This is a genomic window from Treponema sp. OMZ 305, from assembly GCF_024181325.1.
Taxonomy (GTDB): Bacteria; Spirochaetota; Spirochaetia; order Treponematales; family Treponemataceae; genus Treponema.
This window is the reverse complement of sequence record NZ_CP051300.1, coordinates 1,295,514-1,315,365: the sequence shown is the minus strand read 5'-3', so window position 1 is coordinate 1,315,365 and position 19,852 is coordinate 1,295,514. Positions and strand designations below refer to the sequence as shown.

At 45.7% G+C, this 19,852-nt stretch carries 19 protein-coding genes and 2 pseudogenes; 14 read left to right on the top strand and 7 right to left on the bottom strand.

The genetic code is table 11. The features are described 5' to 3' along the window. Positions 1–104: 104 nt before the first annotated feature. On the bottom strand, positions 105–3,389 hold the full coding sequence (gene ileS / locus ABK01_RS05870; protein WP_253676572.1) for an isoleucine--tRNA ligase: 3,285 nt from the start codon (positions 3,387–3,389) through the stop codon (positions 105–107). A gap of 124 nt (positions 3,390–3,513) precedes the next feature. Beyond that, a complete protein-coding gene (locus tag ABK01_RS05865) occupies positions 3,514–3,735 on the bottom strand; it encodes a hypothetical protein (RefSeq protein WP_253676571.1) in 222 nt (73 codons plus the stop codon). A gap of 146 nt (positions 3,736–3,881) precedes the next feature. On the opposite strand from ABK01_RS05865, the gene ABK01_RS05860 reads away from it, so the two are divergent. The 4 genes from ABK01_RS05860 (at position 3,882) to ABK01_RS05845 (ending at position 5,227) form a co-directional block, all read left to right on the top strand. Beyond that, entirely contained in the window at positions 3,882–4,130 is a 249-nt protein-coding gene (locus tag ABK01_RS05860) for an AbrB/MazE/SpoVT family DNA-binding domain-containing protein (protein WP_253676570.1), read from the top strand. Further along, entirely contained in the window at positions 4,127–4,525 is a 399-nt protein-coding gene (locus tag ABK01_RS05855; protein ID WP_253676569.1) for a putative toxin-antitoxin system toxin component, PIN family, read from the top strand. Before ABK01_RS05860 ends, ABK01_RS05855 begins: the two co-directional genes overlap by 4 nt. Before the next feature lie 140 nt (positions 4,526–4,665). After that, positions 4,666–4,983, top strand: a complete 318-nt coding sequence (locus ABK01_RS05850; protein ID WP_253676568.1) for a BrnT family toxin — start codon at positions 4,666–4,668, stop codon at positions 4,981–4,983. After that, positions 4,955–5,227 (top strand): BrnA antitoxin family protein, encoded by a 273-nt coding sequence (locus ABK01_RS05845; RefSeq protein ID WP_212566473.1) that lies wholly within the window; start codon positions 4,955–4,957, stop codon positions 5,225–5,227. The genes ABK01_RS05850 and ABK01_RS05845 overlap by 29 nt, the downstream gene beginning before the upstream one ends. Before the next feature lie 33 nt (positions 5,228–5,260). Here ABK01_RS05845 and ABK01_RS05840 read toward each other — a convergent pair whose 3' ends face one another. Beyond that, entirely contained in the window at positions 5,261–6,019 is a 759-nt protein-coding gene (locus ABK01_RS05840; RefSeq protein WP_253676567.1) for a hypothetical protein, read from the bottom strand. 355 nt (positions 6,020–6,374) lie between these two features. Between ABK01_RS05840 and ABK01_RS05835 the strand changes: the two genes are divergently transcribed. From ABK01_RS05835 to ABK01_RS05825, 3 genes and pseudogenes are all read left to right on the top strand, one after another. Next, positions 6,375–10,847, top strand: a complete 4,473-nt coding sequence (locus tag ABK01_RS05835) for an InlB B-repeat-containing protein (RefSeq protein ID WP_253676566.1) — start codon at positions 6,375–6,377, stop codon at positions 10,845–10,847. A 58-nt stretch (positions 10,848–10,905) separates the two neighbouring features. After that, positions 10,906–11,121, top strand: coding sequence for a hypothetical protein (locus ABK01_RS05830; RefSeq protein ID WP_253676590.1), 216 nt, complete (start codon positions 10,906–10,908; stop codon positions 11,119–11,121). A gap of 86 nt (positions 11,122–11,207) precedes the next feature. After that, positions 11,208–11,384 (top strand): annotated as a pseudogene (locus tag ABK01_RS05825) (type II toxin-antitoxin system RelE/ParE family toxin). Positions 11,385–11,434: 50 nt separating this feature from the next. Here the strand turns inward: ABK01_RS05825 and ABK01_RS05820 are convergent. Beyond that, positions 11,435–12,235, bottom strand: coding sequence for an Rpn family recombination-promoting nuclease/putative transposase (locus ABK01_RS05820; protein WP_253676565.1), 801 nt, complete (start codon positions 12,233–12,235; stop codon positions 11,435–11,437). A 57-nt stretch (positions 12,236–12,292) separates the two neighbouring features. Next, positions 12,293–12,424, bottom strand: a complete 132-nt coding sequence (locus tag ABK01_RS11705; RefSeq protein ID WP_256481859.1) for a hypothetical protein — start codon at positions 12,422–12,424, stop codon at positions 12,293–12,295. A gap of 151 nt (positions 12,425–12,575) precedes the next feature. On the opposite strand from ABK01_RS11705, the gene ABK01_RS05815 reads away from it, so the two are divergent. Then, a complete protein-coding gene (locus ABK01_RS05815; RefSeq protein ID WP_253676564.1) occupies positions 12,576–13,265 on the top strand; it encodes a hypothetical protein in 690 nt (229 codons plus the stop codon). 436 nt (positions 13,266–13,701) lie between these two features. Here ABK01_RS05815 and ABK01_RS05810 read toward each other — a convergent pair whose 3' ends face one another. Further along, a complete protein-coding gene (locus tag ABK01_RS05810; protein WP_253676563.1) occupies positions 13,702–14,583 on the bottom strand; it encodes an Rpn family recombination-promoting nuclease/putative transposase in 882 nt (293 codons plus the stop codon). A gap of 113 nt (positions 14,584–14,696) precedes the next feature. On the opposite strand from ABK01_RS05810, the pseudogene ABK01_RS05805 reads away from it, so the two are divergent. From ABK01_RS05805 to ABK01_RS05780, 6 genes and pseudogenes are all read left to right on the top strand, one after another. Then, a pseudogene (locus ABK01_RS05805) lies at positions 14,697–14,879 on the top strand (four helix bundle protein); the annotation flags it as partial. A gap of 86 nt (positions 14,880–14,965) precedes the next feature. Further along, entirely contained in the window at positions 14,966–15,085 is a 120-nt protein-coding gene (locus ABK01_RS05800) for a four helix bundle protein (RefSeq protein ID WP_253676589.1), read from the top strand. A 72-nt stretch (positions 15,086–15,157) separates the two neighbouring features. Further along, entirely contained in the window at positions 15,158–15,697 is a 540-nt protein-coding gene (locus ABK01_RS05795) for a hypothetical protein (RefSeq protein ID WP_253676562.1), read from the top strand. After that, a complete protein-coding gene (locus tag ABK01_RS05790) occupies positions 15,694–17,745 on the top strand; it encodes an InlB B-repeat-containing protein (protein ID WP_253676561.1) in 2,052 nt (683 codons plus the stop codon). The genes ABK01_RS05795 and ABK01_RS05790 overlap by 4 nt, the downstream gene beginning before the upstream one ends. Positions 17,746–17,764: 19 nt before the next feature. Continuing rightward, complete coding sequence (locus ABK01_RS05785) at positions 17,765–18,145, top strand: leucine-rich repeat domain-containing protein (RefSeq protein ID WP_253676560.1); 381 nt, start codon at positions 17,765–17,767, stop codon at positions 18,143–18,145. A gap of 108 nt (positions 18,146–18,253) precedes the next feature. Beyond that, positions 18,254–18,457: a four helix bundle protein gene (locus ABK01_RS05780; RefSeq protein WP_253676559.1), complete on the top strand. Its 204-nt coding sequence runs from the start codon at positions 18,254–18,256 to the stop codon at positions 18,455–18,457. A 246-nt stretch (positions 18,458–18,703) separates the two neighbouring features. On the opposite strand, the gene ABK01_RS05775 is transcribed toward ABK01_RS05780, so the two are convergent. Next, a complete protein-coding gene (locus tag ABK01_RS05775; RefSeq protein ID WP_212566466.1) occupies positions 18,704–19,639 on the bottom strand; it encodes an Rpn family recombination-promoting nuclease/putative transposase in 936 nt (311 codons plus the stop codon). Positions 19,640–19,852: the final 213 nt, after the last annotated feature.

Sequence of the window (19,852 nt, the reverse complement as noted above, 5' to 3'; positions counted from 1 at the left end):
TGGGAACATCAAAAAAGGGCAGCCGCTTGCACTATTTCAAACGGCTGCCCTTTTCTGCACGGCGGGTATTCAGTACTCGGTGCTCTCGGTATTACACCACGCCCCTACACTCCAGCCGCCTTCTCCAACGCGATGTGCCAGCATAGCCCATCGCCCATATCAAGCTCGGCAGCAGCCTTTCCTGCAGGCAGCTCGGCCCCAAAGACCGCCTCGACAGCCAAGGTCTCATTCATCAGGTAGTCCTTGTTTGCCTCGAACGCTTTTTGCAAGAGCTTCTTCCCGTTCGTATCAGTGCCGGAAACGGAAAGCGTAATCCGGTCGGTTACTTCAAGCCCGGACTCCTTCCGGAGGTTCTGCACCGCGCGGACGAGGTCGCGGATATAGCCTTCCAGCAGCAGCTCCTCGGTTACCTGCGTGTTAAGCGCAACCGTCAGTGTTCCTTCGTTCAACACCTTGAGGTTCGCCTTTTCAATGCGGTTCAAGATCACCTTGTCGGAGGTCAGCTCAACCGCTTGCCCCTCAACATCAATGCTCAAAGTTGCGCCGTCAAAGAGGCTTTCAATCTCCGCGGAAGAGAGTTTTTCAATTTGAGCCGCTGCGGTTTTCATCTTTGCGCCGAGCTCTTTTCCCAGCACCTTAAAATTCGCCTTGGCGGAATACTCAACCAGCTCATCCTCTTTGTCGTGGAAAATCACCTCTTTCACGTTCAGCTCTTCCATAATGCTGCTTTCCATTTCGCGTAAGACCGACTTCTCCTGCTGGTTCTTCGTAACAATTTCCACCGCTTTGAGCGGCTGGCGGATTTTCAAATTGAACTGATACCGGAGCGCTCGTCCCATCGACACGGCTTTTTGAACCGTCTCCATCTTAAACTCAAGCTCGGTATCCCGCGCCGCTTCCGCGTAGACGGGGTAATCCGCCAAGTGTACGGAAAGGGGATCATCCGCTGTTCTCAAATTTTGCCAAATCGATTCGGTGATAAACGGCACGACCGGAGCCGCGACCAGTGCAAACTTCTTGAGCGCGCGGTACAATGTCTCGTAGGCTTGCGCCTTGTCGCCGTCGTTTTCGCTCTTCCAGAATCGGCGGCGGGAGCGGCGGATATACCAGTTGTTCAGCTGATCAATATACGCAACAATCGGGTCAATCGCCTTCGTAAGGTCGTAATCGTCCAGCGCCGCCGTTACGTCAAGCACGAGCTTTTCGGTTACGGATAAAATCCAGCGGTCAAGCGGATTGTTCAGCTCTTTCACAAAGGCAGCGATATGGGCATCCGTGCCGTCGAGTTTCGCATGGGCAGGCGGCGTAACACCGTCGATGTTCGCATACGTCACGTAGAAGCTGTAGCTGTTCCACAGCGGAATTAAAATACCTTTCAGAATATCGCGCACACCGTCATCGGAGTATTTCAAATCCTCCGCCTTAACCACGTTTGAGTGCATCAGGAACAAGCGCAGCGCATCTGCCCCGAACAGCCGGACAACTTCATTGGGATCGGTATAGTTCCGCAGCGACTTAGACATCTTTTTCCCGTCGGTTGCCAACACCAGTCCATTGACAATACAGTTTTCAAAGGCGGGGCGGTCAAACAGCGCAGCCGCCAAGACAGTCAGCGTATAGAACCAGCCGCGGGTTTGATCCAGCCCTTCGGAAATAAAATGAGCGGGGAAGTGCTCTTCAAAGTATTTTTTATTCTCAAAGGGATAGTGCACTTGTGCATACGGCATCGAACCGGACTCAAACCAGCAGTCCAGCACTTCAGGGACTCGGTACATCGTTCCGCCGCACTTTTTACACGGTATGGTAATCTTATCAACAAAGTGCTTGTGCAAGTCTTCGGGATAAACACCGCTCAATTCTTTCAGTTCATCGCGGCTTCCCACACAGAGAGAGTGCCCGCAGTCGGGATTGGAACACTTCCAAATCGGCAGCGGATTTCCCCAGTACCGGTTACGGCTGATTGCCCAGTCGCGGGCGCCTTCAAGCCACTTTCCAAAGCGTCCTTCTTTGATATGAGCAGGCTGCCAGTTGATTTTGCTGTTTGCCCGCAGCATCGCATCCTTTACCTTTTCCACCGAAACAAACCAGCTGCTCACGGCACGGTAAATGAGCGGGCTTGAACAGCGCCAGCAGTGCGGATAGGCATGCAGGATTTGATCTCTTTTCACCAGTTTCCGCTCAGCCTTCAGCCGCTCCATAATATCTTTATCAGTATCTTTTACAAAGCGTCCCTGATAGTCCGGAACCTCCGCTGTAAACTTACATTCGGCATCAACAGGGCAGATCATCGGTATTCCGCTGCCCTTAAACAGCGTGCTATCCTCTTCACCAAAGCCCGGCGCCGTATGGACAATACCCGTACCGTCTTCCGTCGAAACAAAGTCGCCGATTAAGGTTTGGAACGCACCCCGTCCTGCATCATCGGAACTGCCGTCCTCTTTTACGGTCAAATGCGCAAAATACGGGAAGAGCGGCTCATAGCAGATACCTTGCAGCTCTGCGCCTTTTTTCTTCCATACAATGGTGCATTTTTCCGGTTCACGGTAGTACGCCGCTAAGCGGGATTCGGCAAGAATATAGTGCTCACCCTCATCGGCAACCAGCACGTAGTCGATATCCGCGCCGAGCGCAAGCCCCAGGTTGCTCGGCAGTGTCCACGGGGTGGTCGTCCACGCCAAAAGATAGGTATTCGGCGGAAGCGGCTCCGCAGCAAAAGTTTTCGCCGCAGGAGTTCCGGCAACGGTATACCGCGCCTTAAAGCGGATGGTAATCGCAGGGTCGTGTACATCCTTATAACCGCCGAGATTCAGCTCATGATTGGAAAGTACCGTGGAACAGCGCGGGCAATACGGCAAAATATAATGCCCCTCATACAACAGCCCCTTCTCCCACAGCTGCTTCATCACCCACCAAATCGACTCCATATATGCCGGTTCCATCGTCTTATAGTCGTTATCAAAATCAACCCAGCGCCCCAGCCGATTAATCGTATGCCGCCACTCCTTCACGTACCGCAGCACACTCGCCCGGCACGCCTCATTAAACTTGGCAATACCGTATTTTTCAATGTCGGTCTTCGAGTTCAGCCCCAGCTCTTTTTCGATCAAGTTTTCTACCGGCAGCCCATGACAGTCCCATCCAAACCGCCGCTCAACCTTCTTCCCCTTCATCGTCTGATAACGCGGAATAATATCCTTAATCGTGCTCGGCACAAAATGCCCAAAATGCGGCAGCCCCGTTGCAAAGGGCGGGCCGTCAAAAAACACGTACTCATCAGCCCCCTCACGCTGCGCAACTGACTTTTTAAAAACATCGTGATCTTCCCAAAAGCGCAAAACCGCTTCTTCCTGTTTCGGAAAATCCACCTTAGGATCAACCGGTGTATACATACCTCATACTCCTTGTCTATAAAAGGCGTTATCCGGAATCTCTAAAAACTCAGTCTTTAGAAATGCCCCTCTTTCACTAAAACGCGCATCTATTTATTCTTACTAGTTTCAATTTTTTGCGTTGTTATGTCAATATTTGGGCGGCTTTTTGCACAGTTTTAACTATTGTAGCAGAAGAAGTTAAAACAGTGCAAAAACCGGTCTCCGGCTCCAATCTTTTTCCCGTTCCTGCATCATCGGAGGCAGGTTTTTCCGCTCCCGCTCCAAAACTGCCGCATACCTGAAAACAAACGGAAAAAAGGATATCCGCCTCCGCCCTTCCGCTGCTCAGCAACGAGTTTGACATTTCGTCAAACTCGTTATCAGGTGCTGTACACGGATGTATAGCACCTGATAGGGGATATCCGCCTCCGCCCATGCCGCTGAACAGTCCCTTGACGGCATTTCCCCCGTTAGTATATAGTACAAGTAAGGAAAGTAAGGAGATGTTTTATGGAACTGGCAAAAGTAACATCGAAAGGGCAGATTACTATTCCGCTTGTAATACGAGATATGCTTGGATTAAAAAGCGGTGATAAAGTCTTTTTTGAAGAAATCAAAGGAAAAGTGTATATTGCAAATGCTTCTCAAATAACTTTGTCAAATATTCAAACTCAAATGCGAGGAGAGGCAGAAAAAGCAGGCTTTCAAACAGAAGATGATGTTGTTGCATATATCAAAGAATTAAGGAAAACGCGTTGAGAGTTTTCGTAGATACCAATATCATTATTTCTGCGATACTTTTTCCCAATACTAAAGTTGCTAAGGTTTTTTCTCATTTAATTGAAAAGCACACGGTAATAATTGCTTCATACATAAAGGACGAATGTAAAGAAGTTTTTGAAAAGAAATTTCCCTTAAAAAAAGAACAGTTGAATATTTTTTTTGATGGAATCAGGTTTGAAGAATTTAAGACTCCCGAAAAAATCGATGAAAAGAAATATCCGGAAATTCGAGATATAAAAGATTTACCGGTTCTTGTATCGGCAATTTTATCCGATTCGGATATTTTAATCACAGGTGATAAGGATTTTGAAGATATAAAAATTGATAAACCACTCATCTTTACACCGGCAGCGTATTTTGAATTGATTTAAGATAGCGCTATGTCAATATTTGGGCGGCTTTTTGCACTGTTTTAACTATTGTAGCCGCCGAAGTTATACCTTGGAGTCATTATCGTTGTCCAACGATAAATATACTTGACAATATATCCTCATCAATATATATTTTTCTTATGGGGAAAACAATTATAAGCAACGATAATCGTTTTGAGTGGGACGAAGACAAAAATCGTGCTAATATTGAAAAACATGGAATCGCTTTCGAAGAAATATTGGAAGTATTTGATGATCCAGCCTTTTTAACCGGATATGATTTTGAGCATTCTGAAACAGAAGATAGATACTACGGAATTGGTAATTTGAATGGAATATTGATAGTGTTGGTCTTTTTTACTGAAAAGAAAGACAGAATACGGTTAGTATCCGCACGGCAAGCAGAGAAAGACTTGAGGAAGGAATATTATGATTATTTCAACAAAATTAACGGCTGAAAGATTGGAAGAAATAAAAAATCACCCTATATCGTATGATGAGGATAGCCCCAAACTGACAAAGGCACAAATAGCCAGACTCAGACCGGCACATGAAGCATATTGGAATGTAACGCCCGTTAAAAAAACAATTTCTATAAAGATCGATGCGGATATTCTTGCAGCACTTCAATCCGGAGGTAAAGGCTATCAAACAAAAATAAATAGTATTTTAAGGAAAGCTATTACTACAGGTGATTATTAATCGATCCTGATAGTTTTATATAATAATCGCCGGTTACTCCAGCTTATATTGCAACAATAAAATTCGCAGCGCTTCGCGGTTGGCGACGCCGAAATATTTACAGGCTGCAGCCATATCTTTTTTGACCACAGAGGTGCTGACATGATAGCGATTTCCCAGCGCTTCGTAGGTTTCCCCTTGTTTAATCGAACCGAGGATGAATGCAATTTGCCGTTCCGAAAGTTCATAATCCGATAGTTTTAAGGTTGAACCTTTCGGTGGCAGGGTAATGGCAGTCGTTATCGTTTCGTCCGGCAGCAAAAGATACGAAAGCTTTCCTTCGAGTTTTTGATACAGTGCAACGCAGACGGTAAGCCCAAAGAGAGTTCCTAAGATTTCAAATATAACGAATGCAAATCCGAGGACAGGATAGATTGTTATCGTAACCAGCAACCAGTAGGCACCAAGCAATATCACCTTTTTTTTCCGATTGACGGCAAATTCTCCATTGACAAAACAGATGATAATACCGATACAGAACAGCGACGTTCCGATTCCCATAAAGCCGACAAGGACGGCATTTCCTGCTTCGACAAAAAAGACGATATAGGTTAAGAGCTTTTTTTCGGGATGAACGATAAGGATAATGGAAAGACACACGCAGAAAGCATTCAGCGCAGCTTTGATTAAATTCATATACGGTATAACGGATTCATAAGGAATAGCTACTTTGATATTCATTACCATCGCAAAGGCCATCATACCGGCATTTAAGATATATAACAGACGATCAGGGCTTAGTTTTTTACTCATAATCGGCAGTACCATATCAAAAATAATGCAACAATTCTAGACTTGCAATTGCCTTCCCTCTTTTTTCTAGCAGAGGGGCAATTGTATCAGGCAGAGTAGATAAAAATCGCAGAATAATTAAGACCGCGAGACCATTTGAACCGCGAAGAGGTTCAACTCTGGTTGAACGGTCTTATTATTCTGCGGGCTTACCAAACAACACTTTTGATGCGATTACCTGAGCTGCTTTTCCGGTAACCATGGTTCTTTTTAAGCAACCGCGGTTATTTTTGCGCTAAAAACGTATCTTATATGGAAGATTTCTGTTAATATATTTAGATTTCTTTTCAATATATAAGATATAGGGAGTTGTTCTATGCGGAAATTTTATGCCATTTTAACCGGAATATTGTTTACTCTTTTGTTTGCATCCTGTAATCAGTTTACCGCAAATATAGACGACTATCTCAGCTATTGGGCATCGGAAGCGTATATTACCGATTCAACCATAAAGGCGGTAGTGCAAAACGATCTTAACAGCATCCCGAGCGTTCCTTCCGCTGAGGATGTTTCCGTCACATTTAAGCTAAAAAATCCTAAATCTTTTCCGCTCGATTTACCCCCTGATGTAGACGCTGCAAAAAAGGTGATCGTGTTTAATAACTTAGCGCAAGCTCCGGTAGCGGGTACCGACTACACGCTCACTCAATCCGAAGACCGGCAAAGTTTGACCCTTACCTACAAGGTTTCCTTTTTACAAGCGCACGAATGGGGAGAACAAGACCTTTCTTCCGTACTGACGCTGTACGCCAAGGACGGGAGACAATTTAAGCAAACATATACATTTAAGGTAAAAGCGAATACGCCACCGCCTACACCGAGCTGTACCGTTGCAAAGACAACCGGTTCGCCTGCTTATTATGTACTGTGTATCACTATTCCTGATATGGATAAGAGGGTGCAGGGCGGACTTTTGCATAAAGACCTTGCCCGTATTGAGGTCAACGGAACACCCTATACGTTTTCGGTTAATGAAGCGCAACCCGCGTTTACCAAGCCGGAAGCTCCGGTCTTTATTACGCATTCCGCTGTAGAAAAGCTGAATGAGCCGGACGCCGATGATGTTCCCTCTGATAGCAGCTGGGTACTGTACTATAAAACCGATGTTGAAGTGAAAGACGGCGCTGCAAAAAAAGACTATACGATTAAACTGATAGACGAAAAAGGCTTAGCTTCCGGCATTGTGAACGCAAGTACAAAACCGAATAAAGCAGAAACGGAAATTGTCAGAATCACGAAGGGCACAGAGATTTCAGGAAGCGGCAGCGAATCCGATCCGACTATCATCGGTACCGACAGTGAAGGAGCGACATTAAGCGTTTCTTCTGCAACCGGCAATACAACGGTGCACTGTACGCTGACCGACGGTTCAACGCCGAAAAAGTATGACGGCAATCCCGCTACCGTGCCGCTTCCGTTAAACGGCGTCGGTGTAAAACAGTACAAGCTGGAGTATTACACGGACGGCGAAGGCTTTGCGGCAACACCGGTACAGACGGTTTATTATAAGGTTGTAAAAGGACACACGGTAACCTTTGATGCAAACGGAGGAGCCTATCCGGACTCTTCTACTGTAGTTTCTAAGGCTGCACTGCACGGTACGACAATTTCACAACCCGACCCGCGGCCGAAAAAACAAGGGTTCGGAGTAACCGGCTGGTATAAAGATAAAGCCTGTTCTGCAGGGCAAGCGTGGAACTTTGCAACGGACATGGTAACCGGTGATATGACGCTCTATGCGCAGTGGACGGCAGGTGCAGATACGCCCTATAAGGTAAAACACTACCAGCAAAATGTTAATGATGATAATTATCCTGCCGCACCTACCGATACGGATGATAATGCAACGGGTACAACCGGCGCGACTGCTGCCGTAACGCTTAAAAACTATCCCGGCTTTGAGTTCGATAAACTTGAACCGGCCTCCCCGACCATCGCCGCTGACGGTTCAACAGTGGTAAAAGTATACTACAAGCGCAAAACCATTCATTTGACGTTTAATCCAAACGGTGGAAAAATCGACGGCAGCACAGATAATAAGACGGTATCAGGTAAATACGGCGCAACGCTTAGTGCACCTGCTGAGGCTACTCTGAAGAAAACCGGCTATACTTTTAACAGCTGGAAGCCGGAAGGTAGCGCACCGGCGCTGACTTTGACGTTCCCTGCAGCGGATGCAACGTACACGGCGCAGTGGACGGCAAATACCTACAAAGTGCACTTTGACAAGAATGACAACGCTGCCACCGGAACTATGGCCGACCAGCTGTTTACGTATGATGATACGACTAAGGCGCTTACTAAAAACAAATTTATTAAAAGCGGTCATACCTTTGACGGCTGGGCAACAAGTGCAGACGGTCCTACATTCTATGCTGATGAAGCACAGGTAACCAATCTTGCGACGGCTCAAGACGCGATAGTAACGCTCTATGCAAAGTGGAAGAAGGCTCGCTACAACGTAACATTCAGCGTAGAAATCGTAGACGGAAAAGCGGGAGGAACGATTACAGCAACACCTGAGGACGGTTCTGCAACCTCATCAAGCCCTGTTTCGGTCGAGTATGGAAAGAAGGTAACCTTTACCGCGAATCCCACCAATACAGACTGGGAAGTTGCGGAATGGAGCAGCAATGTAGGAAACATTTCATTCGACAAAAAACAAGCCACGCTTTCCAACGTAACCGCAGATACAGCCGTAACGGTGAAGTTTTACCAATCGACCTTAAAGAATCCGACGGCAACGTGGAAAGACCTTGCGCGTGCGGTTAAAAGCGCACCCGATAACGCTACCCTTACCATAGACGGCACAATACAGGCAACGAGCGATGCCGGCAACAACGGTGAAATCGTTATCAACAAAAACCTGACGATTAAAAGGGCGACCGGTGCATCATCCGCTGTGATCGACGCAAACAAAAGCACCGGCAGCAAACCGAAGCACCGCATTTTCAAAGTGGAAAGCGGCAAAACGCTCACGCTGGAAAACCTGACGCTTAAAAATGGTATGGCTGAGGGATCCGATGGACCCGGCGACGGAGGTGCAATTTACGTACATGGTGCAAGTGTCAAAATAACAGGCTGCACCCTTACGGACAACACGGCGAACAAGAATGGCGGCGCAGTGTATGCAACAAAACGCGACGATAATGCTGCGCACGTAACAATCAGCGGCGGTTCCATCAACGGCAACACGGTAACCGACGACTATGGCTTCGGCGGCGGCATCTATATCAACGATGGCTGTGAATTGACGCTTAAAGGCAACGTAACGGTTAAGGGCAACAAGGCCGCGAGGGGTGGCGGTGTGCGTGCAAACAAGTCAACCGTTACCATGAACAGCTGCACCTTTGAGGGCAATGAATCGACACACGGCGACGCGTCAAACGGCTGCGGCGGGGTGTATGTCAACGGGGGAACCGTCAGCATGCAAAGCTGTACCCTTAAGAGCAACAAGGGAAACGTGAGGGCTGGCGGCCTGCTGGTCGAGGGGGGCGCAAAGGTTACCATGGATGGCTGCACAATTACGGGCAACACGGCGACCACAGGAGGCGGCATCTATATCACCGGAGGCAGCAGCATCGTAACGCTTAACAACGGCGTACAGATTAAGGACAACACGGCGACCACAGGAGGCGGCGTTTATGTACAGGACGGAACCTTTAAGATGAGCGGATCCGCAATCGTTACCCCATCTACCGGATCTGATCAATATACGCCAGGTAAAAACGATGTGTACTTGAAGACCGGACAGGCGATAACCGTTGACGGAACCTTGTCAAACAACCCAGCTGCACGCATTACGCCGAAAGAGTACAAGGAGAATGTGCCAGTACTTAGGGGCGGTTCAGACGTAACTCTTAAAAATGAAACGGGTAAGTTCATTGTACCGCCGCAGAAAGTTACGGAGGACTCGGAGAACTGGAATGTATTTTGGTATATTGCTGACAACGGTAACTTGAAAGCAGAAGTCGAGGATCCTGACATGTTGAAAACGGTAATTGATGGTAGCCCCAACAATACTATTATAAAGCTGGGGAATATCAGCGACCTTAAAACGGTTGAAATATGGGGTTATAGAAAGATTATGCTCAAGGCTGACAGAGCTGTAACCTTAACATGTTCTAGCAAGGGGAACGAGTATAAACACTTGCAGGTAAAAGAACATGCGTCGTTAATATTAAAAGGACTGATAACACTGCAAGGAGCTGATTACGGCAGTAATACTCAATACGCGCTTTATGTAGAAAACTGGGGCAAGGCGGAAATCAAAAACGGCGTAACAATTACCGGCTTTAAAAACGGCAACATAGGTCCTGTGGTTTCAGACGGAGAACTTACCATGTCAGGCGGAGAAATTAGCGGCAACAAAGCTAAAAACGGCGGCGGCGTATATATACATGCCGCCCACAGAAGCTTTACGATGACCGGCGGAACAATTAAAGGAAACTTAGCAACCGAACACGGCGGCGGCGTATATGTGAACGCGGACGGTTTTTACAACATGTACGGGAAGTTTACGATGACAGGCGGAAAAATAGAAGGAAACACAGCCGACAAAGGCGGCGGCGTATTTACACATGGAATTTTTACGATGGGTAAGGAAGACGGCGGAACTGGCGGAACAATTACCAAGAATACAGCAACCAACGACGGCAAGGCGGTAATGCTTGATCATCACTTTTACTGGGAAGCCGGCAAGATAAAGGACAACTTAGGCTCCGGCTCGGTAATTGGAGGTAATACTCATTACTATTTGCACAACACTTCCGGTAATACGGAAAGCTAAGGGGGGGATTTAATTCTTAATTATGAATTCATAATTAAGAATTAGTGAAACTGTGGCTATGACGCATAAAGCATATCGGGCATTGGAGCAGGCTGCGCAAATGAGCGGAGCAACCAAAGATACGGTTTTGGAAAATGCCCTAAGCCGCTACCTTGCCGAATTGCAAGAAGATGCTGAAGATGCTGCACTCGCCGAAAAGGCGTGGTTTGACTTTGAAAAAAGCGGGGAACCTGCAATCCCTGCTGAAGTTCTGTACAAAGAGCTTGGACTATAATTAAAATGAAAATTGAATACGCTCCGAAAGCAGGTAAACAGTTTTCAAGTCTTGATAAGCCGATACAAAACCGCATTAAAAGGTATATGAGCGAAATTGCCGCGCTCGGTAATCCACGCTCCCGCGGAAAAGCGCTTAGTTCAAACCTTGCTGGTCTATGACGCTACCGCGTGGGCGATTACCGCATTTTGTGCCGTATCCATGATGATAAATTGGTTATCACCGTCATCGAAATCGATCACCGCTCAACAGTGTATCGATGAGATAATGTGTGTGTGGGGCTAAATCTTAATTATAAATTCATGATTAAGATTTATTTTATCGCTTCGACCTCTGCTTGGGTAAGGCCGGTCGCTTGCGCTATCTTTTCCCGAGAAAGCCCAAATTGCAGGAGATTTTTTGCCGTTTCGAGCGCTTTTTGGTGGGAACCTTCTGCAAGGCCGAGCGATTTACCGCGGGCTTCACCTTCGGCGAGACCTCGTTCAAGTCCTTTCCGCTCCGATTCGCTTATCATCGATAGCCGATCGCTCTCATACTCCCACGCTGCTTCATACCGTTTCCGTTCTTGCTCATCAAGATAAAAAATATCCATCACTTGGTTTGCTTTCGTCATTACCGCATTTCCCTGTGCAAGCATCGCTCTCTCCTCCTTGTCGTCCGTTTTGATAAACATAAGCCATTTCTCTAAGCTTGTCAAATTATCTTTTGGCAGCTTTGTTAAATCCAAAAAGTGAATCTCTAATAGCTCATCTAAGAGTGTTTGATCTTCACATTCCCGTATTTGATAGATCGAATGGACTTTCTGACTCAATTTAAAAGAGCTATTCAGTACATTGATTGCAATACATTTTTTTAAGTTTGCATACTGTAAACCGCTGCTGAAATGCTCATGGATCAGTTTAGAGCAGTAGAAGATACTCCGCTTCGGGTAATAGTCAAAGTACGTGTTTTGCATTTCTACATCGATTTTACGGCCGTCGTTTAAGCGAATTTTTATGTCGAGCCGACCGATTTTCTCTTTATAGAAACGTGGAAGCTGTTCGGTATTCTCGATACGGACATCATCAAAATCATCTTTACCCAAGCTCGTAACCAATGAGATAAACTCAACCATAATATCTTTGTTTTCTTCGCTACCGAAAACACAGAAGCGACACGGATGCCGCTGGTATTAAGCAGTAACGATGTTTTGCCGAATGGCAAAACTCGCTCTTTCCATCGTACACGGATGTACGATGGAAAGAAGTGCGTAATCGTTTCGAGCGGTAAAACGCAACTGCTGAGTTATAATAGATTTTCTCATTCTCACCTCCTATAATTCTTATATGACTTTTGGAGATTTTTGGCTTGAAAAATGAGGAAAATTCATCATTTTTAATTAAAAATTAGTAACCGGAAATACGGCGGACATTAGGGGTGGCGGCGCGGACGGACTAAACATCAGCTCGTTCACTATGAAAGGCTCAACAACCGTTACCCCGTCAATCGGATTGGAGGCAAACGAGGTTGGCAAAAACGACGTGTATTTGCCGGTCAACGCCAAGATAATCATTGAGGGCAACTTGATTCCCGTAGACGGCGGCGAGGCGGCGCGCATTACGCCGGAACGATATGAGACGATAAGACAAGTGCTTGGCGGCGATATAACAACCGGCTCAAACTACACCAAGTTTAAGGTAACGCCGAACGGCACCGAGCAGTGGACAGTGGAAAGCGGCGGTTACTTGACAAACAATAAAACTGACATTTTTAACAATATCACGAAGGACCAGATAGAAGCCGAAATTGAAGCCGCAAACTCTGCAATGGTTTATACGGAGGGTGAATCAATTAACCCCACGACGATATTGAATGGCAAACTGGTACTCTATATGACAGGTAAAAGGGATTACGGCATTATGCACGTTACCGAAGTAAACAACACAAGTAACGGAGGTAGCGGACATATTAAGTTTAATTACAAAACCTTTAGAACATATAATAGCGATGTTCTGCAAAATAGTGGTGAAGTGGTAAATGGAGGCACAAGCTTTAATTTAGACTCCGGAGGATATGGTTCTAGTGGTAATGATTTTCAGCTTGGAACTGCTGCCAGTCAGTTCAAAATTTTAGATAACGCCAAATTTTATATACTGTCTAATTAATAGGTAATTGGGAAGGGAAGGAAAGACACTTTTTTCGGATAAAAGAGTCTTTCCTTCCCTTCGACCCTTCCTATCTTCAAAATAACCGCTTAGGTAGATTGCGAACCGGTGCAGCAATCTTCCCTAAGAACCCGCCGCGCGTATTACTCCGGAAAGCTACAGGGCGACTCCGGTGCTTACGGGCGATATAACAACCGGCACACCGGAAAACTACAAAAAGTTTATAGTAACGCCGCCGAACGACAGCGAGCTGTGGGAAATAGACAGCAACGGCTGTTTGGAGAAGCAGTAAAGGATGGGGGAATTTTATGCGTGCTGCGAATCCTGTAAAACGCAGGCGGCGCAGAGAAACACACAAAGTTTCAGGTGAGGCGACAGTCGGCATAAAAGCCAGAGGCGCAATGCGGCGAGTGTAGGTGATGATTCATTGAATGAATTACAGTTTTTCAACCTCTTCGCGGCTTAGACCGGTTCCTTCGGCTATTTTGTCAATATCAAAGCCGAAACGTTTAAAAGCCGCCGCCGTTTCGAGCTTTGCTTGGCGAGAACCTTCGGCGAGACCGAGAGATTTGCCACGTTCGATCCCTGCATTGTATTGCACTTCAGAAATAGTTGCTATGTCGCTTTTCAGTTTCATTCTCGATTCATACAGCTTCCGCTCTTCAGGATTCAAACTGAGAACATCTATTTTCTCATTCAGCATTTGTAATATCGGTGAAGTTGTGGCTAGCATAGCTCTCTCCTCCTTATCGTCTGTTTCTATAAACCGTAACCAGTTTAGCAGCTTTTCTTGCTTTTTGGTAGTGATAGTTTGCCGTATTTCAGTTCCTTTTACTGCCGATAAGTTGAGGAAATGAATTTCAAGCAAATCGGTTAATGGCTTGTGAGTACTTTGTTCCTGTATGCTATAGGCAGAATGCACTTCACTATTGAGCTTAAATCCTTGTGAGATCAGATTGATAGCAATACATCTTGTCAAACTGGTATACGGTTCACCCTCTTTAAAACCCTCGATATACATTTTAGACCAGTAGAACAGTGTTCGAGGAATAAATTCAGCAGACCAAGAGTTTTGTATTTCAATGTCGATTGTCGTCCCGTCTTTTAATCGAAGTTTGACATCGAGAATACCGGTCTTATCGGTTATCTCATCTTTGGTAAGTTCTTTATCCAGCAGTTCAAGGTCGGCAATCATCCCAGCCGGCATGTCCAGTACACATTCAAGGAAATCCTGCAAGCAGGCTTTATTTTCTTCCGAGCCGAGCAAGAGCTTGAATAAATAATCGTTTTTAAGTGTTAATCTATAGGTGTCTTCCATTTTTGCCTCCATACCCTTTATATAAAGCACGGATACAAAAATGGCTAACAAAATGGGGATAATTCATCGTTTTTTGATAAAAACTGAAACGGAGGGAAAAACAATTCAGAATTATGAATTACACATTACAAATTACACATTACACATTACCAATTGATAATGTGATTGTTGATAAATCAAAGGCGTTTGCGTTGAAGGTCATCGCCTTGTACAAAAAGCTCTGCGATACGAACCGTGAGTTTGTTATGTCAAAACAGCTTTTAAAAAGTGGAACGAGCATCGGGGCAAATATTAAAGAAGCCCAGCAGGGACAAAGCAAAGCGGACTTTTATGCAAAGCTCTATATCTCTCGCTCAAAGAGGCAAGCGAAACGGAATATTGGCTGGAGCTTTTACATGAAAGCGGATATATCGGTGAAGAAGAGTTTTCTGCAATCTACCAAGACTGCCAAGAAATCATCAAAATCCTCGTCGCTATAACGAAACACAGAAACAATGGGTAATGGGTAATGGGTAATTACAAATTACACATTACACATTACACATTAACAATTAGTTATCGGGAGCATTGAAGTATGAAGAAAAATTGTGTAAAGGCAGCGCTCTGTGCGCTGGTATTTTTGGGCGCTTCCCTTCTTTTTGCTCAAGAGGTTGAGGATGAACCTAAGAGAGAAAAAGACAGCCTTCATTGGTCTTTGGGTCTTTCGGCGGAAGGGAATATGAATGTACCGAAGGGCTCTGCCTTGGGTGCAGGGTTTTACGGGATGTTTGTATTGCCTAATTGGGTTAAAACAGGCAGGTTTTCAGCCGGTGTAAAGCTCTTGTATTCGACGGGATTTAAAAGATACGGACTTCTTGATACGGCTGTTTTGTTCCGCTGGAATTTTTATGATTTTGCAAAGTTTAAAACCTGCGATTCAGGATTTTTTGTTCAGGCGGAAGGAGGCGTTTCCTTAGGCTGGAACGGAAAGGCCGCAAAACCCTTTGTATTCGGTTTGGGAGAAGGAACATTCGGTTACCGCTTCGCAGTAAAAAACTTTTTTATCGAACCGTATATAAGAGGCGGCTATCCGGTAATCTGGGCAGCCGGAATGAGCGGAGGATTTAGAATATGAAAAAGATTGTTTTAGTTTTGGCGGTACTTTTAGTATCGGTTTCCGCTTGTAAAAACCCGTTTTTAAAGAAGATGCTGGTTGAAGAGGGGAAGGGTGAAAGTTCTGCGGTTCCCAAACACGGGGTAACTTTCAGCGTAGAAGGCGGGCACGGAACGCTTAAAGCAAAGGCGGACGGTATAGAGGAAACGGCGAAGAGTCCCATAAGCATTGAACAGGGTAAAAAGGTAACTTTTACGGCAGAGCCTGCCGCAGGCTACATGATAAAAGAGTGGAAAGTAGACGGTGCCGTTATTACAGGCAACACGGAAAATTCATATATCCATACCGTTACAAAAGCGGTTGACGTTAAAGTGAGCTTTGAAGCGCTCCCGCCCGGCAAAGCCTCGTATACGGTAAAACACTATCGGGAAAAACCGGAAGGCGGTTATCCTGCAGAGCCTGCGGAAAGGGAAATCTTAAACGGTACCGTGGGAGCAGATGCCGCATACACGGCGAAAATCTACGAAGGCTTTACCTACAATTCAAGCCTTACCAAAATAAACGGAACCGTACAAACGAGCGGCACGATAAGCGCCGGCAGCGCTACCGCCGTAGAACTCTACTATGAGCGAAAGACGGTAAACGTAACCTTTAAACTTGCAGGCGGCAGCGTAGACGGCAATACGAATGATGTTGTAAAACCGGGCAAATACGGAACAGCCTTGACTGCACCCGCTCCCGTAAAAACGGGCGCCGTTTTTAAAGGATGGGAACCTGCGCTGCCTTCATCTCCTCTTTTCCCCGCGTCCGATACGGAATACACTGCGAAATGGCAGAACGTCTATACGATTAACTTCAGCGTAGAAGGCGGTACAGGCGGCACGCTGAAAGCCCAAGTGGACGGCAATGAAATCACTACGGGCGATTCAGTCGAACAGGGTAAGTCTGTTGTCTTTACGGCGGAACCTGCTCCCGATTATGTGGTTGAACAGTGGACAAACGGCGGCACAGTTATCGGCGAAGCAGGCATGGACAAGACCTACACCCACACCGTAACGGCAGATGCGGACATCAAAGTGAAGTTTCAATCACTCTTTGTCGAAGGCGGCGCATCGCTCATCTTAAGCCCCGACAAGCTCGACATCAAAGTTAAGGTAACAACAGCCGATAACTCCTCCGTAAGGATAGAAGGCTGTACCGAAACAACACTTACAAGCGGCGTCGAAACCGTGCTGCATGCAAAAGGCAGAAGGGTTATCCTCAAAGGCAAGATTATCGAGCTGTACTGCGGCCACAAGCAGCTCACCGCTCTTAACGTGCAGGGCTGTACCGCTTTGCAAAAGCTGAACTGCAGGGACAATCAGCTGACCGAGCTTAATGTGCAGGGCTTAACCGCTTTGCAAACGCTGTGGTGCGGAAGCAATCAGCTCACCGAGCTTAATGTGCAGGGCTTAACCGCTTTGCAAAGGCTGTACTGCGAAGAAAATCAGCTAACCGCGCTTAACGTGCAGGGCTTAACCGCTTTGAAAGAGCTGCGGTGCTGGCGCAATCAGCTGACCGAGCTTAATGTGCAGGGCTTAACCGCTTTGCAAAGGCTGTACTGCGAAGAAAATCAGCTAACCGCGCTTAATGTGCAGGGCTTAACCGCTTTGCAAAGGCTGGAGTGCTACGGCAATCAACTCACTACACTTAACGTGCAGGGCTTAACCGCTTTGAAAGGGCTGAGCTGCGGCGGCAATCAGCTCACCGAACTTAATGTGCAGGGCTTAACCGCTTTGAAAGGGCTGTACTGCAACGACAATCGGCTCACCGCTCTTAACGTGCAGGGCTTAACCGCTTTGCAAACGCTGTACTGCTACAAAAATCAGCTCACCGAACTTAATGTGCAGGGCTGTACCGCTTTGCAAAGGCTGAACTGCTACAAAAATCAGCTCACCGCTCTTAACGCACAAGGCTGTACCGCTTTGCAAACGCTGTACTGCTACAAAAATCAGCTCACCGAACTTAATGTGCAGGGCTGTACCGCTTTGCAAAGGCTGAACTGCTACAAAAATCAGCTCACCGCTTAATGTGCAGGGCTGTACCGCTTTGCAAAGGCTGAACTGCTACAAAAATCAGCTCACCGCTCTTAACGCACAAGGCTGTACTGCTTTGCAAACGCTGGACTGCTGGGGCAATCAGCTGACCGAACTTAACGTGCAGGGCTTAACCGCTTTGCAAACGCTGGAGTGCAGCAGCAATCAGCTTAACGCAGACGCATTTAAAAAGCTCTTTGACGATTTACCGGTTCGGGCGGATAGTGATGATGCGAACTGTATTCTTTACACCGAAGTAACCGGCGTTAGCGAAGGCAATCACACGGACTTTACCGCTCCGCCGGATTTAGCCGCAGCCTTTAATAATGCTAAAAATAACAAGAAGTGGAAGATGTATAAGAGGGATGGAAGCGGGTTATGGGTTGAGATTTAATGGAATTGGTAATGGGTAATTACAATGGATAATTGGTAATGGGTAATTGTCGAATTGTCAATTACACATTACCAATTACAAATTGATTACACATTACAAATTGATAAAATGAAAACTGATAATGTGATTGTTGATAAATCTAAGGCGTTTGCGTTGAAGGTCATCGCCTTGTACAAAAAGCTTTGCGATACGAACCGTGAGTTTGTTATGTCAAAACAGCTTTTAAAAAGTGGAACGAGCATCGGAGCAAACATTAAAGAAGCTCAGCAAGGACAAAGCAAAGCAGACTTTTATGCAAAGCTCTTGAGATAAAGGCGGGTTCTTAGGGTGATAACCCTAAGCGGTTATTTTGAAGATAGGAAGGGTTGAAGGGGAGGAAAGACTCGCATTAGCAGTAAATCAGTTTGCCATACATACTATTTAACAAACGGGTTCGAATCTGCTAATACGTAAATATCCATTTACACAATTTTTCGGATAGACTCTGCCGAATCAGAAATTGGGCCGAAAAAAGTGTCTTTCCTCCCCTTACCAATTAAGAATTGATCGCTCCTTCCCCTATAGCCTTGCTATTTCTTCAGCACTTAAACCGGTTACTTGCATAATCATTGCAGTATCAGAATGGAGCTGCTTTAAAATTCTTGCACTTTCAACAGCTTTGTTATGAGCACCCTGTTCTATGCCTTGTTCTATACCCTGTTCTATGCCTTGTTCTATACCCTGTTCTATACCTTGTTCTATGCCTTCAGCAAAGGCTATTTCACGTTCTTCTGCACGTTGTACGGCAATATCTTCTTCATAATTATATTCGGCCAGCAACATGTTTATTACCTCCTTCGTCTTCCGTTCGAGATATTCTCGCAAAATATTATTTGCTATACACTCCTCAATGGCTTTTTGAAAACCATATACCGGATCAAGCTCTTTCCATTTTCTCACTGTTTGGACAAAAATGCTATATTCATTGATGGGCTTACACAGTTCCAAGAGCGGATGTTCATTGTGCCGGTTTATGTTTACCACTTTGACAATTAATTCCAAGTTTGGTTGTTCCGTCTGTTCCTTAAATGCGTGGGATAGTTTAAGCGTCGCTTCACGAGTATAAACTTCTTTACCGTTATAAAAAACATAAAATTCCGGTGTCGGGATAGTGAGCAGTTTACGGCTATACTTTTCCTTTGATTCAAAGAGTTTTTCATACAGACGGCTGACATACTCAAGGCAGCGCAATGGCATATTAGGGTTGATAGTCGATTGATGTTCGGCAAGGACAATAATTTTGTTTTCGACAAGATACGAGACATCATTGGCAAAGCTCATATACATCACTTGTTCAAGCTTGATATTTTCTAGTAAGGCAACATCATGCACCTGAGTACCGTGCAAAGCATTGTATAGAGACAAAAACCGCTCTTTTGCTTTTTCATCGGTGCTGAATAGATCGACAAAAACAGAGTCCTTATAGTTACGGTTATCCGGTACGGTTTCTAACATGATAGTAGTATAGCATACAAAGCTCGATAGTGTAAGGTCATCGGAGTCAGAGATACCGCATTATAAAATCTGAATCAAAATAAGGTGTTTAAGCTCCTCTTTGCAAAAGGTATTTCAGAAGCGGCACGGATGCCGCTGGTTCTACGCAGTAACAAGTTTGCCTTGCAAACTTGCAGCTCAAGAATGTACACAGATGTACATTCTTGAGCGAGG

What these genes read in the sequence shown, in the direction of transcription:
- ileS (WP_253676572.1), bottom strand. Translation starts at nt 3,389, where the DNA reads ATGTATACACCGGTTGATCCTAAGGTGGATTTTCCGAAACAGGAAGAA.
- ABK01_RS05865 (WP_253676571.1), bottom strand. Translation starts at nt 3,735, where the DNA reads ATGTCAAACTCGTTGCTGAGCAGCGGAAGGGCGGAGGCGGATATCCTT.
- ABK01_RS05860 (WP_253676570.1), top strand. Translation starts at nt 3,882, where the DNA reads ATGGAACTGGCAAAAGTAACATCGAAAGGGCAGATTACTATTCCGCTT.
- ABK01_RS05850 (WP_253676568.1), top strand. Translation starts at nt 4,666, where the DNA reads ATGGGGAAAACAATTATAAGCAACGATAATCGTTTTGAGTGGGACGAA.
- ABK01_RS05845 (WP_212566473.1), top strand. Translation starts at nt 4,955, where the DNA reads ATGATTATTTCAACAAAATTAACGGCTGAAAGATTGGAAGAAATAAAA.
- ABK01_RS05840 (WP_253676567.1), bottom strand. Translation starts at nt 6,019, where the DNA reads ATGAGTAAAAAACTAAGCCCTGATCGTCTGTTATATATCTTAAATGCC.
- ABK01_RS05835 (WP_253676566.1), top strand. Translation starts at nt 6,375, where the DNA reads ATGCGGAAATTTTATGCCATTTTAACCGGAATATTGTTTACTCTTTTG.
- ABK01_RS05830 (WP_253676590.1), top strand. Translation starts at nt 10,906, where the DNA reads ATGACGCATAAAGCATATCGGGCATTGGAGCAGGCTGCGCAAATGAGC.
- ABK01_RS05820 (WP_253676565.1), bottom strand. Translation starts at nt 12,235, where the DNA reads ATGGTTGAGTTTATCTCATTGGTTACGAGCTTGGGTAAAGATGATTTT.
- ABK01_RS11705 (WP_256481859.1), bottom strand. Translation starts at nt 12,424, where the DNA reads ATGAGAAAATCTATTATAACTCAGCAGTTGCGTTTTACCGCTCGAAAC.
- ABK01_RS05815 (WP_253676564.1), top strand. Translation starts at nt 12,576, where the DNA reads ATGAAAGGCTCAACAACCGTTACCCCGTCAATCGGATTGGAGGCAAAC.
- ABK01_RS05810 (WP_253676563.1), bottom strand. Translation starts at nt 14,583, where the DNA reads ATGGAAGACACCTATAGATTAACACTTAAAAACGATTATTTATTCAAG.
- ABK01_RS05795 (WP_253676562.1), top strand. Translation starts at nt 15,158, where the DNA reads ATGAAGAAAAATTGTGTAAAGGCAGCGCTCTGTGCGCTGGTATTTTTG.
- ABK01_RS05790 (WP_253676561.1), top strand. Translation starts at nt 15,694, where the DNA reads ATGAAAAAGATTGTTTTAGTTTTGGCGGTACTTTTAGTATCGGTTTCC.
- ABK01_RS05780 (WP_253676559.1), top strand. Translation starts at nt 18,254, where the DNA reads ATGAAAACTGATAATGTGATTGTTGATAAATCTAAGGCGTTTGCGTTG.
- ABK01_RS05775 (WP_212566466.1), bottom strand. Translation starts at nt 19,639, where the DNA reads ATGTTAGAAACCGTACCGGATAACCGTAACTATAAGGACTCTGTTTTT.